We start from the raw sequence: 13082 nt of genomic DNA on the forward strand, positions 1-13082 counted from the left end.
TGAGGGGTGGGCCGGAGGGGGCGGCCAGGTCATGGCCGCCCCCGGGGGTCGTGCGCTCTTACTTCTTGGCGTAGAGCTTCGAGAGCGCGATGCAGGTGTTGCCGGCGTCGAACACGACGTTGCCGACCTTCGACCCGTACATCCAGTTACGGATGGAGTGGTAGTCCGGGACGACCGCCGCCAGCTCCATGATCTGGCGGTCGACGTTGCCCCAGGCCTTGTTGGCCTTGTCCGGGTCGGCGATCTTCGACGCGGCGTCGATCGCCTTGTTGACGCTCGGGTCGTTCAGCTGGGCGTAGTTGCTGCGGCCGTCGCCGATGTTCTTGCCGCTCCAGCAGGGGTAGAAGACCGAGTAGCCGTTCGGCCAGTCCGGGCTCCAGCCGGCCGCGAACAGGTCGAACTCGTTGTCGACCTTGCCGATCTGCGTGTAGAAGGTCGACTTGTCGACCTGCTTGTTGACGACCTGGAAGCCGGCGGCCTCGAGGGCGTTCTTGATCGCGACGGCGGACTTCACGGCGTTGTCGGAGTGCTGGTAGGCGATGACCAGCTTCTGGCCGACCTTGCCGGCCTCCTTCAGCAGGGCCTTGGCCTTGGCCGGGTCGCCACCGGGCTTCTTGTCCGTGCCGTAGAGGTCGAACTTCTCGTAACCCGGGGTCACGGGGCTGAGGATGGTGGTGGCCAGCTCGCTGGACGCCTTGCCGCCGCGGATGGTCTGCAGCTGCTGGTGCGGCCACGCCCAGTTGATGGCCTGGCGGACCTTGACGTCCTTGATGCGGGTCATGTTGATCGGCCAGTAGTACGTGACCGTGTCGACCTGGGTGAGGACGCGCTGCTTGAGCTTCGCGTTGGTGAGGACCTGCGCGATGCGCTCCGGGGCGACCTCGTTGAAGATCGACATCGTGTACTGGTCGTTGCCCTTGTCCGCCATGTAGCGGTCGGTGGAGGCGATCAGCTCGAAGCCGAACTGGAAGACGTACTTGTCCGGGTAGGCGTTGCGGATCGGGTCCGTCTTCGCGTCCCAGTGGTCGTTGCGCACGTAGGTCAGCGACTTGCCGATCTTGCGGTCACCGATCTTGTACGGGCCGCAGGAGAACGGGCGCTTGTCGTACTTCTCCTTGGTGTCGTGCTTCTTGGGCACCAGGGAGTAGCCGCGCATCGCCAGGGTGTAGTTGAAGTCGGCGCGCGCTTCGGTGAGGTGGAAGGTGATCGTCTTGCCGGAGATCTCGATCGAGTCGAGCTCCTTGCCGCTGTACGGGCCCTTGTACTTGTCGCCGCCGACCAGCCACTGCTGGACGTAGCGCGGACCCTCGGTCACGAAGGACGCGAAGAGGCGCTCGAAGGTGTGGCGGACGTCGTCCATGGAGAGGTCGGAGCCGTCCTCCCACTTGATGCCGTCCTTGATGGTGAACGACCAGGTCTTGCCGCCGTTCTTCATGGTGCCGGCGTCCGTGGCCGCGTCACCGACGAGGGTGCAGCCACCCTTCTCGTCGAGCTTGTAGCCGGTCAGACCACGCATGATCGGGACGGTGATGGCGCCCTCGGTCGAGACGTAGATCTGGGCCGGGTCCATGTGGTCCATGTCGAACTGGTCGAGCGAGTAGATGGTCCCGCCCTTGACCGCGTCCTTGACCTCGGGAGCCGGGCCGGTCGAGTCGGCCTTGGTGCCGACCGGGATGTTGACGGCCTTGGAGTCGCTCACCGAGGGCACGTTGTCGTGGCCGGAGCTCTTCGAGCCACTGCTGCAGGCGCTCAGCACCGAGGAGGAGGCGGCCACCACACCGGTGGCGATCAGGAAGTTTCGACGAGAAAAGGACATGCTGAGCCTGCCTAGAGGATTGATCGGAACAGACGGGACCAGCCGGGTGTCACCGCCCCGGGCCGGGTGGAACTGCGTTGCTACCGCTTCGACTTCGGGTCGAGTGCGTCACGCACGGAGTCGCCGAGCAGGTTGAAGGCGAGGACGAAGATCACCATGGCGAGGCCCGGGAAGAGCATGAAGGTGATGTCCTCGGTGTAGAACGTGGCGCCGCGGCCGATCATCACGCCCCAGTCGGGGGTGGGGTCGGTGACGCCGACGCCGAGGAAGGCCAGACCGGCCTCGGCGGTCACGTACGCCGGAAGCATGAGCGTGGACTGGATGATGATCGGAGTCCACAGGTTGGGCAGCAACTCCTTGAACACGATGCGCATCGGAGACGCGCCCGTGACCTTCGCCGCCTCGACGAACTCACGCTCGCGCAGACCGAGTACCTGGCCGCGCAGCAGTCGGGCGATGGACGCCCAGCCGAAGGCGGACAGCACGACGATCAGGGAGAGGACGACCAGTCCGGTCGGGATGTTGTCGTCCGGCTTGACGAAGATGCCGTAGACGACGGGCATGAACGCGATGAAGAACAGGGTCGACGGGAACGACAGCAGGATGTCGATGAACCGGCCGACGAGGTAGTCCGTCTTGCCGCCGAGGTAGCCCGCCGTGACGCCGACCACGACGCCGACGACCGTGGTGAGGACCGTGGCCGCGGCCGCGATGCCCAGCGAGTTGCGGATCGCGTAGAGCAGGAAGCTGAAGACGTCCCGGCCGAGCTGCGGCTCGATGCCGAACCAGAAGTCGGAGCTCATGCCGCCGTTGGGGCCCGCGGGGTACGAGAAGGCGTCGAGCAGGCTCGGGTCCTGGCTCGCGTAGGTGGTGTACGGGTCCTTGCCGTACAGCTTCGAGATCAGCGGCGCAGCGATGCCGATCACGAAGAAGAAGATCACGATGCAGGCGGATATGACACCCGTCCGGTCACGCTTGAAGCGCTTCCAGGCAAGTCGTCCCGGAGAACGCCCCTCGCTGCCCTTCGAGTCGCCGGAAGTGATCGACTTCGCGGCGGACTCGTCGGTCACCTCGAGGGGGACAGCCGTAGATGGAGTTGGGAGGGTCATGGTGCTCCTGCGGCCCAAGGGTGGGTCAGAGATGACTCCGCAGGGCGCTCCCCTACGGGCTACGCCGGACTTTTTCAACGCAATTCATTCAAGGTCAATAAATTCTCGGTCGGCTTGGTTGTCTATTTACCTTCTTTGCTCGTACTTGACTGTTCCGTAGCTACGCGGGTAGCGCCCCGTAATCAATCCGTGCTTCACATCGGACCAACTGGACTATTCGGGCAACAAGTTCGATATGCGGACGGTGGTATGTCGAAATGCGTACATCGACGCGTCGCAATCCAACGTTTCGGCATCGTTGCCCGAAGATCTATTGCGCTTCCGGACCAAGATCCACCGGGTGCGGCCTCCGTCGGTCGGCGAGGGTGCCCGATTTCCCGCCGGGGGCGGATCGCCGGGCGTGCATCCGGCTGAGTTCCGGCCCGTCGGCCCAGCGGAACATGCCCTTCTGTCCCTTATTCGTGATATTGACCGTTAATGAATCAATAGTCACGGAGGAGGCACGCCATGCGGGGAACCGGGCCTGTGGGGCGGACCGCCGGCGCGCTCGCCCTGGTGTTCCTCGCCGTCGCCTGCGGAAGCGGCGCGAGCGGCATCGGCGGTCCCGGCACCCTGACCTCCTCCTGGGGCGACCCGCAGAACCCGCTGGAGCCCGCCAACACCAACGAGGTGCAGGGCGGCAAGGTGCTCGACATGATCTTCCGCGGCCTCAAGCGGTACGACCCGAAAACGGGCAAGGCCACCGACATGCTCGCCGAGCGGATCGACACCACCGACTCGCGGAACTTCCGCGTCACCGTCAAGGACGGCTGGCGGTTCAGCAACGGTGAGCCGGTCACCGCGAGCTCCTTCGTCGACGCGTGGAACTACGGCGCGAGCCTGCGCAACAACCAGAAGAACGCCTACTTCTTCGGCTACATCGAGGGCTACGACAAGGTCCACCCCGACAGCGGCGCCCAGACCGCCGACACCCTGTCGGGGCTCCGGGTCACCGGCCCCCGCACGTTCACCGTCCGGCTCAACCAGAAGTTCTCCAGCTTCCCCGACACCCTCGGCTACGTCGCCTTCGCCCCGCTGCCCCGCGCGTTCTTCACCGATCACGCGGCCTGGGTGAGCAGGCCGGTCGGCAACGGGCCGTACCAGGTCCAGTCGTACACCAAGGGCTCCGCCATGGCCCTGCGGAAGTGGAATGCCTACCCGGGCCCCGACCGCGCCCGCAACGACGGTGTGAGCCTGCTGGTCTACACCGACACCAGCACCGCGTACACCGACGTGCTGGCCGGCAACCTCGACCTGGTCGACGACGTGCCCGCGGCCCAGCTCAAGAACGTCGAGACCGACCTGGACGGCCGCTACATCAACACCCCGGCCGGCATCCTGCAGACCCTCGCCTTCCCGTTCTACGACCCGAAGTGGAACACCGCCGGGGCCCGGAAGGTCCGCACCGGCCTGTCGATGGCCATCAACCGGAAGCAGATCACCGAGACCATCTTCCGCGGCACCCGCACCCCCGCCACCGACTGGACCTCCCCGGTCCTCGGCGTCGACGGCGGCTTCAAGGCCGGCCTGTGCGGCCCCGCCTGCGAGTACGACCCGGTCGCGGCGAAGAAGCTGATCGAGGAGGGCGGCGGCATCCCCGGCGGCCGACTGAAGATCACCTACAACGCGGACTCCGGCTCGCACAAGCAGTGGGTGGACGCCGTGTGCAACTCCATCAACAACGCGCTCGGCAACGACACGGCCTGCGTCGGCAACCCGGTCGGCACCTTCGCCGACTTCCGCAACCAGATCTCCCAGCACAGGATGTCCGGTCCCTTCCGGGCCGGCTGGCAGATGGACTACCCGTTGATCCAGAACTTCCTGCAGCCGCTGTACTACACGGGCGCCTCCTCCAACGACGGCAAGTGGTCCGACAAGCGGTTCGACCGGCTCGTCGACGAGGCCAACGCCGAGAGCGACACCCCCAAGGCGATCGCGCTCTTCCAGCAGGCCGAGGGCGTGGTGCGGGACAACATGGCTGCCGTCCCGCTCTGGTACCAGAACGGCAGCGCCGGCTACTCCGCCCGGCTGTCCCACGTGGCCCTGAACCCCTTCAGCGTGCCGGTGTACAACGAGATCAAGGTCGGCTGAGCGGCATGGGACGCTACGTCGCCAGACGGCTGCTCCAGATGATCCCGGTGTTCATCGGGGCCACCCTGCTGATCTTCCTCATGGTGAACGTGATGGGCGACCCCATCGCCGGGCTGTGCGGTGAGCGCTCCTGCGACCCGGCCACGGCCGCCCAGCTGAAGAAGGAGTTCGGCCTCGACAAGCCGCTGTGGCAGCAGTACCTGACCTACATGGGGAACGTCTTCACCGGGAACTTCGGGACGGCGTTCAACGGCCAGCCGGTCACCGAGCTGATGGCCACGGCGTTCCCGGTCACCATCCGGCTCACGATCGTCGCGATCCTCTTCGAGATCGTTGTCGGCATCGCCCTCGGCGTGGTGACCGGACTGCGGCGCGGCCGGCCCGTCGACACCTCGGTCCTCGTCCTGACCCTCGTCGTCATCTCCGTCCCCACCTTCGTCACCGGCCTGCTCCTCCAGCTGCTGCTCGGCGTCGAGTGGGGCTGGATCAAGCCCTCCGTCTCCCCGGCGGCGAGCTTCGACGAGCTGATCGTGCCCGGCCTGGTCCTCGCCTCCGTCTCGCTGGCCTACGTCACCCGGCTCACCCGTACCTCCATCGCCGAGAACAAGCGGGCCGACTACGTCCGCACGGCGATCGCCAAGGGCCTGCCCCGGCACCGCGTCATCACCCGGCACCTGCTGCGCAACTCCCTGATCCCGGTGGTCACCTTCATCGGCTTCGACATCGGCGCGCTGATGGGCGGCGCGATCGTCACCGAGCGGATCTTCAACATCCACGGCGTCGGCTACCAGCTCTACCAGGGCATCCTGCGGCAGAACACCCAGACGGTCGTCGGCTTCGTGACCGTGCTCGTCCTGGTCTTCCTCGTCGCCAACCTGCTCGTCGACCTGCTCTACGCCGTACTCGACCCGAGGATCCGCTATGCCTGAGCAGCCGTACGAGCCCGAGGGCGCGATCGCGGGGACCGGGATGGGCGGCGCGATGGACCTCGGGGCGAGCGAGGCGGCCACCCTCGAAGGGCCGCCCGGAGGGCACGAGGGGACGGGAGCGCAGGGCAAGCCGCGCTCCCTGTGGTCCGACGCCTGGCGGGACCTGCGGCGCAACCCGGTCTTCATCCTCTCCGGCCTCGTCATCCTGTTCCTGGTCTTCATCTCCCTGTGGCCGTCGGCGATCGCCTCCGGCAGCCCGCTCCAGTGCGACCTCGCCAAGGCCCAGGACGGGCCGGGGCCGGGTGCCCCCTTCGGGTACGACGGCCAGGGCTGCAACGTCTACACGCGCACCGTGTACGGCGCCCGCACCTCGGTCACGGTCGGTGTGCTGGCCACGCTCGGTGTGGCCGTCCTCGGGTCGGTGCTCGGCGGACTCGCGGGCTACTTCACCGGGATCTGGGACTCGCTGCTGTCCCGTGTCACCGACATCTTCTTCGCCATCCCGGTCGTCCTCGGCGGTCTCGTCCTCCTCTCCGTGGTGACCAGCAATACGGTCTGGCCGGTCATCGGGTTCATGGTGCTGCTCGGCTGGCCGCAGATCTCGCGCATCGCCCGCGGCTCGGTCATCACCGCCAAGCAGAACGACTACGTGCAGGCCGCCCGCGCCCTCGGCGCCTCCGACTCCCGGATCCTGCTCCGGCACATCGCCCCGAACGCCGTCGCGCCGGTGATCGTCGTGGCGACCATCGCCCTCGGCACCTACATCGCCCTGGAGGCGACCCTGTCCTACCTCGGCGTCGGCCTCAAACCGCCCAGCGTCTCCTGGGGGATCGACATCTCCGCCGCCTCCCCGTACATCCGCAACGCCCCGCACGCCCTGCTGTGGCCCTCGGGAGCCCTGGCCGTCACCGTCCTGGCCTTCATCATGCTCGGCGACGCGGTCCGCGACGCCCTCGACCCGAAGCTGAGGTGAGGGTGCCGTGCTGCTCGAAGTGTGCGATCTGAAGGTGGAGTTCCGCACCCGGGACGGCGTCGCGCACGCCGTCAACGGGGTGAGCTACGGCGTGGACGCGGGCGAGACGCTGGCGGTGCTCGGCGAGTCCGGCTCCGGCAAGTCGGTGACCGCGCAGGCGGTGATGGGCATCCTCGACACACCGCCCGCGCGGATCACCGGCGGGCGGATCCTCTTCCAGGGGCAGGACCTGCTCACGCTCAAGGAGGAGGAGCGGCGCCGGATCCGCGGCGCACGGATGGCGATGATCTTCCAGGACGCGCTGTCGGCCCTCAACCCGGTGCTCTCCGTGGGGGACCAGCTGGCGGAGATGTTCGTCGTGCACCGGGGTGCGTCGAAGAAGGACGCCCGGGCCAGGGCCGTCGAGCTGATGGACCGGGTGCGCATCCCGGCCGCCGCCCAGCGGGCGCGCGACTACCCCCACCAGTTCTCCGGCGGCATGCGCCAGCGCATCATGATCGCGATGGCGCTGTCCCTGGAGCCGGCGCTCGTCATCGCCGACGAGCCCACCACCGCGCTGGACGTCACCGTCCAGGCCCAGGTGATGGACCTGCTCGCGGAGTTGCAGCGCGAGTACCGCATGGGGCTCATCCTCATCACGCACGACCTAGGGGTGGTCGCGGACGTCGCCGACCGGATCGCGGTGATGTACGCGGGGAAGATCGTCGAGTCCGCGCCCGTGCACGACATCTACAAGGCCCCGGCCCACCCCTACACCCGGGGGCTGCTGGACTCCATCCCGCGCCTGGACCAGAAGGGGCAGGAGCTGTACGCCATCAAGGGACTCCCGCCGAACCTGACCCGCATCCCGCCGGGCTGCTCCTTCCACCCGCGCTGCCCGATGGCCCGCGACGTGTGCCGCACCGACGAGCCCGCGCTGTACGAGGTGTCCGAAGTGCGGGGCAGCGCCTGCCACTTCTGGAGGGAGTGCCTCGATGGCGCCGACCACTGAGCCGATCCTGGAGGTCGGCGGCCTCGTCAAGCACTACCCGCTGACCCGGGGCGTCGTGTTCCGCAAGCACGAGGGAGCGGTGAAGGCGGTGGACGGCGTCGACTTCGCCCTCGGCCGGGGCGAGACCCTCGGCATCGTCGGGGAGTCGGGCTGCGGCAAGTCCACGGTCGCGAAGCTGCTCTGCCATCTGGAGCGGCCGACGGCGGGCGCCATCCGGTTCAAGGGCGAGGACATCACCCGGCTGTCCGGGCGGGCCCTGAAGGCCGTGCGCCGCAACATCCAGATGGTCTTCCAGGACCCGTACACCTCGCTCAACCCCCGGATGACGGTGGGCGACATCGTGGGGGAGCCGTACGACATCCACCCCGAGGCGGCACCGAAGGGCGAGCGGCGCCGCAGGGTCCAGGAACTGCTGGACGTGGTCGGCCTCGACCCGGAGTACATCAACCGCTACCCGCACCAGTTCTCCGGCGGCCAGCGTCAGCGCATCGGCATCGCACGGGGACTGGCGCTGCGCCCCGAGGTCATCGTCGCCGACGAGCCGGTGTCCGCCCTGGACGTCTCGGTGCAGGCCCAGGTGGTCAACCTGCTCGACCGGCTCCAGGCGGAGTTCGACCTCTCCTACGTCTTCATCGCGCACGACCTGTCGATCGTCCGGCACATCTCGGACCGGGTCGGCGTCATGTACCTCGGCCGGATCGTGGAGATCGGCAGGGACGCCGAGATCTACGACCACCCCACCCATCCGTACACCCAGGCGCTGCTGTCGGCGGTACCGGTCCCCGACCCGGAGGCCCGGGAGCACCGCGAGCGGATCCTCCTCGCGGGCGACGTGCCCTCGCCGACGAACATCCCCTCCGGCTGCCGGTTCCGCACCCGCTGCTGGAAGGCCCAGGAGCGGTGCGCCCGGGAGGTGCCGGCCCTCGCGGTGCCCGCCGTCTTCCGTGACACCCGGGGCCCCGCGGCGCACGACTCGGCCTGCCACTTCGCTGAGGAGAAGCGGGTGGTGCCGCCCGAGGAGGGGCCGCCGCGATCGGGCACGCCGGGCCGGGCGAACGGCGACGGGCCGGGATGATATGGTGCATCCCGGCCCGCCCACGGCACCCGCACGGCCGTACGCTGATCAGCCTTCCGTGTCCGTATATCGGTACCGCTTCCGTCAAGTTGCCTGCGTGTAAACGCGGTTCACCCGGGTGAGCCCGGCAGCGCCAGTGCGCGCCGCAGGAAGTCCACCTGAAGCAGCAGCAGGTTCTCGGCGACCGTCTCCTGCGGGGTCATGTGCGTCACCCCGGACAGCGGCAGGACCTCGTGCGGGCGGCCGGCCGCCAGCAGGGCGGAGGAGAGCCGCAGGGAGTGGGCGACGACCACGTTGTCGTCCGCCAGGCCGTGGATGATCATCATCGGCCGGTGCGGCTCGGCGGGATCGACCAGGCCGGCGTCGTCGATCACCGAGTTGCGGCGGTAGACCTCCGGCTGCTCGTCCGGGTGGCCCAGGTAGCGCTCCTGGTAGTGGGTGTCGTACAGCCGCAGGTCGGTGACCGGCGCGCCGACCACCGCCGCGTGGAAGACGTCGGGGCGGCGCAGCGCGGCGAGCGCGGCCAGGTAGCCGCCGAAGGACCAGCCCCGTACGGCCACCCGGTCCAGGTCCAGCGGGTAGCGGTCGGCGAGGGCGTGCAGCGCGTCGACCTGGTCCTGCAGGACGGTGGCCGCGACCTCGTCCCGGATCGACTTCTCCCAGGCCGGTGAGCGGCCCGGGGTGCCCCGGCCGTCGGCGACGACCACCGCGAAGCCCTGGTCGGCGAACCACTGCGAGGTCAGATGGGCGTTGTGGGCGGCCACGACCCGCTGGCCGTGCGGACCGCCGTAGGGGTCAAGGAGCACCGGCAGGGGAGTGTCTCCGTGGTAGTCCCGTGGCATAAGCACGGCGCACGGAATTCGGCGTGCGCCCCCCTCGGTGAGGGTCACTCGGGGGGACATACCGGGATCTTCGGCGTACGAGCGGACAGTGGCCGCCGGTTTTCCGTCACGCAGCACCTGGACACCGGTGCCGGGCCTGTCCAGGGCCGCGGACAGCAGCACGGTCACCTCGCCGGACCGGACCGCCGTGTGGACACCGGGTTCCCGCGACACGCGCTCCACGCCCAGCTCGTTCACCCGGTACACGTGGATCTCGCCGGTCTCGGGCGTCTCCGCCTCCTCTCCCGCCGAGGCGGAAACGAGTACGTCGTGCGCACCCACGTCCAGTACCGCACGAATGTGCAACTGCCCGCTGGTCAGCGGCCGTTCCCCGACCGCGAGACGGCGTGCGCCGCCCTCGTCCGCGATCCGGACGAGCTGCCCGGAGGGGCTCCAGCAGGGCACTCCAGGGAAAAGTTCCAGCCATGTTGGATCTTCGTCGGCGTGCACCATCCGGGTCGCGCCCGTGTCCGGGTCCGCCGCCAGGAACAGCTGGCTGCGCTGGTCCCTCGCCTGCACCAGCAGCAGCGGCGCACCCGCCTCCGACCAGTGCACATGGGCCAGGTACGGATAGCGGGACCGGTCCCACGCGACCTCCGTGCGCTCCCCGTCGAGGCCGAGCACGAACAGGCGTACGTCGGCGTTCGGGGTGCCCGCCGCGGGGTACCTGACGTGGTTCGGCTCACTTCCGGGGTTGGCCGGGTCCGCGATCCACCACTGCCGCACCGGCGTGTCGTCCACCCGCGCGACGAGCAGCCGGCGCCCGTCGGGACCCCACCAGAAGCCCCGTGAACGCCCCATCTCCTCGGCCGCGACGAACTCCGCGAGGCCGTAGGTGACGTGCTCCGACTCCGGCTCGGCGAGCGCCCGGTCGCCCTCGCCCTCCGCGCCCACCACCCGCAGCGCGCCCCGCGCGACATACGCGACGTGCCGGCCGTCCGGGGCCGGACGCGGGTCGATCACCGGCCCCGGAACCCGGAGTTCACGTGCCGTGCCGGCCCGCAGCTCGGCCGTGAAGAGCCGCCCTGACAAGGCGAAAGACGCCAACTCCACGGTGGCGTCGGTGGCGTAGCCGACGATGCCGGCACCGCCCTCGCGGCTGCGCTCCCGGCGCGCCCGCTCCTGTGCGGACAGCTCCTCCGAGGCACCGCCGAGCAGGGCGCCCGGGTCGGCCGCGAGGCGCTCACCGCCCTCCGGCAGGTCCAGCACCCACAGGGAGTTGGCCCGGTCCGTGCCGGAGCCGGAACGCAGGAACGCGACACGTGAACCGTCGGGCGCCACGGTGAACGCACGCGGCGCGCCGAGCGTGAACCGCTGGGTCCGGGCGTGCCGACGGGGGAAGGAGTCAGGCTCGGTCGTCATACCCCGACCATATTGGCCATGCGCCCCCTTGTGCGGCCGTGCGCCGAGCGATGCGCGAGCACGGATAGTTATGATCACTACCGCTGTGTGGGTATGAACCTGCTGGCGTCCGCATGGATTTGCTCGACTGTTCCGGATCTGGCGATCTATTGGAGGTGAGCCGCCGTGGCACTCTCGATTTCGGCGGTGGTGCTGCTGGCGATCATCGTCTTCCTGCTGATCAAGAAGTCGGGACTGAAGGGCGGGCACGCGGTCATCTGCGTCCTGCTCGGCTTCTATCTCGCCTCCTCGACGGTCGCGCCGACGATCAGCGAGCTGACGACGAACGTCGCCAGCATGATCGGCAGCATCAAGTTCTGACGGGCGCCGTCGCGGCGACCTCGTAGGGTGGTCCCATGACGGAACTGCCCGCCCGGCGTCTGCTGCTGGTGCACGCGCACCCGGACGACGAGTCGATCAACAACGGCGCGACCATGGCCCGGTACGCGGCCGAGGGTGCCCATGTGACGCTGGTCACCTGCACCCTCGGCGAGCGCGGCGAGGTCATCCCGCCGGAGCTGCGGCACCTGACGGGCCCGGCACTGGGCGCGCACCGGCGCGGCGAGCTCGCCGCCGCCCTGCGCGCGCTGGGCGTCGAGGACGGCCGGCTGCTCGGCGGGGCCGGCCGGTACGGCGACTCCGGGATGATGGGCATCCCCGACAACGAGGACCCCGGCTGCTTCTGGCAGGCCGGCGTGGACGAGGCCGCCGGGCGGCTCGCCGAGGTGATCCTGGAGGTCCGCCCCCAGGTCGTCGTCACCTACGACGACCAGGGCGGCTACGGCCACCCCGACCACATCCAGGCCCACCGCGTCGCCATGCGCGCCGTCGACCTGGCGGCCGAGCGCGGCCACCGCGTCGACCGGGTCTACTGGAACCGCGTCCCGCGCTCCGTCGCCGAGGCCGCCTTCGGCCGCCTCCAGGACGAGCTGTCCGTACTGCCGTTCGACAAGAGCGCGTCCGTGGACGACGTGCCGGGCGTGGTGGACGACGAGCGGATCACCACCACGATCGACGGCGGCGCCCACGCCGCCGCCAAGGCCGCCGCGATGCGTGCCCACGCCACCCAGATCGAGGTGGCGGAGCCGTACTTCGCGCTCTCCAACGAACTCGCCCAGCCGCTGTTCACCACCGAGTACTACGAGTTGGTGCGCGGTCCGGCGCGGGGCGCCGGGACCGACCTGTTCGGCGGCCTGGAGGAGGCGTCATGAGCAACGGCGCACCGGGCTCGCTGCTCTCCCAGCCCCTGCGGCCGCCGTCCGCCGGACGGGCCCTCGCCTACCTCGGTCTGTTCCTGCTGGGCGCGGTCGTCGCGTTCGCCGGAACCCTGGTCCAGGGCGGCTGGTTCCCGGGCGGCCTGCTGCTCGCCCTCGCGGGCGCGGCAGGCGCCTTCCTCGGCGGGTCCTACGCCACCGGCGGCCGGGGCGGGGCGGTGGCGCCCGCGGCGGGCTGGATCGTCGCCGTCATCCTGCTCACCACCGCCCGTCCCGAAGGCGACTTCTTCTTCGGCGCGGGAGGCGGTTCCTATCTCTTCCTGCTCGGCGGCATGGCCGTCGCTGTGATCTGCGCCACCCTTGGTGCCGGACGGCAACCCGGCGGCGGCTCCGCCCGACTTGGCAAGTGACGTACCACTTCGCCGTACGGCGCGCGTGCGAGTCCGGTGTGGGTTTCCTCAGCGGTCATGGGATAAGCGCCAGAAGCGGCCAGTATGGTGGTGCGCGCCGCCGAGCCTCCCCCAAGCTCTCGACCTGGTGCGAGTCGGGGGGACCTCAGAGCA

The 13082-nt window shown here is 69.3% G+C and carries 11 protein-coding genes; 8 read left to right on the forward strand and 3 right to left on the reverse strand.

Going from position 1 to position 13082, the window contains the following annotated elements:
* Positions 1 to 58: 58 nt before the first annotated feature.
* Entirely contained in the window at positions 59 to 1816 is a 1758-nt protein-coding gene (locus N8I86_RS24605; protein WP_073889231.1) for an ABC transporter substrate-binding protein, read from the reverse strand.
* A gap of 80 nt (positions 1817 to 1896) precedes the next feature.
* A complete protein-coding gene (locus tag N8I86_RS24610) occupies positions 1897 to 2925 on the reverse strand; it encodes an ABC transporter permease (RefSeq protein ID WP_185091252.1) in 1029 nt (342 codons plus the stop codon).
* A 507-nt stretch (positions 2926 to 3432) separates the two neighbouring features.
* On the opposite strand from N8I86_RS24610, the gene N8I86_RS24615 reads away from it, so the two are divergent.
* Genes N8I86_RS24615 through N8I86_RS24635 form a run of 5 tightly spaced genes read left to right on the forward strand, consistent with a single transcriptional unit; the run spans position 3433 to position 9023 of the window.
* Complete coding sequence (locus N8I86_RS24615) at positions 3433 to 5055, forward strand: peptide ABC transporter substrate-binding protein (protein ID WP_263278734.1); 1623 nt, start codon at positions 3433 to 3435, stop codon at positions 5053 to 5055.
* 5 nt (positions 5056 to 5060) lie between these two features.
* Positions 5061 to 5984 (forward strand): ABC transporter permease, encoded by a 924-nt coding sequence (locus N8I86_RS24620; protein ID WP_073889236.1) that lies wholly within the window; start codon positions 5061 to 5063, stop codon positions 5982 to 5984.
* Complete coding sequence (locus tag N8I86_RS24625) at positions 5977 to 6957, forward strand: ABC transporter permease (RefSeq protein WP_263278735.1); 981 nt, start codon at positions 5977 to 5979, stop codon at positions 6955 to 6957. Before N8I86_RS24620 ends, N8I86_RS24625 begins: the two co-directional genes overlap by 8 nt.
* A 7-nt stretch (positions 6958 to 6964) precedes the next feature.
* Complete coding sequence (locus tag N8I86_RS24630; protein ID WP_263278736.1) at positions 6965 to 7948, forward strand: ABC transporter ATP-binding protein; 984 nt, start codon at positions 6965 to 6967, stop codon at positions 7946 to 7948.
* On the forward strand, positions 7932 to 9023 hold the full coding sequence (locus tag N8I86_RS24635) for an ABC transporter ATP-binding protein (RefSeq protein ID WP_263278737.1): 1092 nt from the start codon (positions 7932 to 7934) through the stop codon (positions 9021 to 9023). The genes N8I86_RS24630 and N8I86_RS24635 overlap by 17 nt, the downstream gene beginning before the upstream one ends.
* A 110-nt stretch (positions 9024 to 9133) precedes the next feature.
* On the opposite strand, the gene N8I86_RS24640 is transcribed toward N8I86_RS24635, so the two are convergent.
* Positions 9134 to 11266, reverse strand: coding sequence for a S9 family peptidase (locus tag N8I86_RS24640; RefSeq protein WP_263278738.1), 2133 nt, complete (start codon positions 11264 to 11266; stop codon positions 9134 to 9136).
* 165 nt (positions 11267 to 11431) lie between these two features.
* Between N8I86_RS24640 and N8I86_RS24645 the strand changes: the two genes are divergently transcribed.
* The 3 genes from N8I86_RS24645 to N8I86_RS24655 are packed head-to-tail and all read left to right on the forward strand — an operon-like array spanning position 11432 to position 12929.
* Positions 11432 to 11626, forward strand: a complete 195-nt coding sequence (locus tag N8I86_RS24645) for a hypothetical protein (protein ID WP_031163587.1) — start codon at positions 11432 to 11434, stop codon at positions 11624 to 11626.
* A 35-nt stretch (positions 11627 to 11661) separates the two neighbouring features.
* Positions 11662 to 12516 carry an N-acetyl-1-D-myo-inositol-2-amino-2-deoxy-alpha-D-glucopyranoside deacetylase gene (gene mshB, locus N8I86_RS24650; protein WP_263278739.1) on the forward strand — a complete coding sequence of 285 codons (855 nt, stop codon included), beginning with the start codon at positions 11662 to 11664 and terminating at the stop codon, positions 12514 to 12516.
* Positions 12513 to 12929 carry a DUF6113 family protein gene (locus N8I86_RS24655; protein WP_073889245.1) on the forward strand — a complete coding sequence of 139 codons (417 nt, stop codon included), beginning with the start codon at positions 12513 to 12515 and terminating at the stop codon, positions 12927 to 12929. The genes mshB and N8I86_RS24655 overlap by 4 nt, the downstream gene beginning before the upstream one ends.
* The last annotated feature ends 153 nt before the right edge of the window (positions 12930 to 13082 follow it).

This window comes from Streptomyces albidicamelliae, assembly GCF_025642175.1.
GTDB classification, from domain to species: domain Bacteria; phylum Actinomycetota; class Actinomycetes; order Streptomycetales; family Streptomycetaceae; genus Streptomyces; species Streptomyces albidocamelliae.

Bases quoted from the DNA above. Each gene is read 5' to 3' on its own strand.
- N8I86_RS24605 (WP_073889231.1), bottom strand. From the start codon at position 1,816: ATGTCCTTTTCTCGTCGAAACTTCCTGATCGCCACCGGTGTGGTGGCC.
- N8I86_RS24610 (WP_185091252.1), bottom strand. From the start codon at position 2,925: ATGACCCTCCCAACTCCATCTACGGCTGTCCCCCTCGAGGTGACCGAC.
- N8I86_RS24615 (WP_263278734.1), top strand. From the start codon at position 3,433: ATGCGGGGAACCGGGCCTGTGGGGCGGACCGCCGGCGCGCTCGCCCTG.
- N8I86_RS24620 (WP_073889236.1), top strand. From the start codon at position 5,061: ATGGGACGCTACGTCGCCAGACGGCTGCTCCAGATGATCCCGGTGTTC.
- N8I86_RS24625 (WP_263278735.1), top strand. From the start codon at position 5,977: ATGCCTGAGCAGCCGTACGAGCCCGAGGGCGCGATCGCGGGGACCGGG.
- N8I86_RS24635 (WP_263278737.1), top strand. From the start codon at position 7,932: ATGGCGCCGACCACTGAGCCGATCCTGGAGGTCGGCGGCCTCGTCAAG.
- N8I86_RS24640 (WP_263278738.1), bottom strand. From the start codon at position 11,266: ATGACGACCGAGCCTGACTCCTTCCCCCGTCGGCACGCCCGGACCCAG.
- mshB (WP_263278739.1), top strand. From the start codon at position 11,662: ATGACGGAACTGCCCGCCCGGCGTCTGCTGCTGGTGCACGCGCACCCG.
- N8I86_RS24655 (WP_073889245.1), top strand. From the start codon at position 12,513: ATGAGCAACGGCGCACCGGGCTCGCTGCTCTCCCAGCCCCTGCGGCCG.